The organism is Paenarthrobacter nicotinovorans, assembly GCF_007670255.1.
Classification (GTDB): domain Bacteria; phylum Actinomycetota; class Actinomycetes; order Actinomycetales; family Micrococcaceae; genus Arthrobacter; species Arthrobacter nicotinovorans_B.
The window spans coordinates 1-512 of sequence record NZ_SZVS01000032.1; the positions used below are offsets into that span (position 1 = coordinate 1).

The 512-nt window shown below is 63.5% G+C and carries 1 pseudogene; it reads left to right on the top strand.

Annotated features, from left to right (window positions below):
• A pseudogene (locus FDP28_RS20405) lies at window positions 1-512 on the top strand (pyruvate dehydrogenase (acetyl-transferring), homodimeric type); the annotation flags it as partial.

A 512-nucleotide genomic window follows, 5' to 3' on the forward strand; every position in this document is an offset into this window, starting at 1 on the left:
CCGCACTTCGAAGGCCGCAACGCGACCCACCAGATGAAGAAACTGACCATGGAAGACCTCAAAGCCTTCCGTGACCACCTCCGCATCCCCATCACGGACGAACAACTCGACGCGGACCTCTACCGGCCCCCGTACTACCACCCCGGCATGGACGCCCCCGAAATCCAGTACCTCATGGAACGCCGCGCGGAACTTGGCGGGTTCGTGCCCGAACGCCGCCGCACCCACACCCCCGTGACCCTGCCCGAGGCCAAGTCCTACGACATCGCCAAACGCGGCTCCGGCAAACAACAAGCCGCGACCACCATGGCCTTCGTCCGGCTCCTCAAAGACCTCATGCGGGACAAAAACTTCGGCCACCGCCTCGTCCCGGTCGTCCCGGACGAATCCCGCACCTTCGGCATGGACGCGTTCTTCCCGACCGCGAAAATCTACAACCCCAAAGGCCAGAACTACCTCTCCGTAGACCGCGACCTCGTCCTGGCCTACAAAGAATCCCCCGCCGGACAACT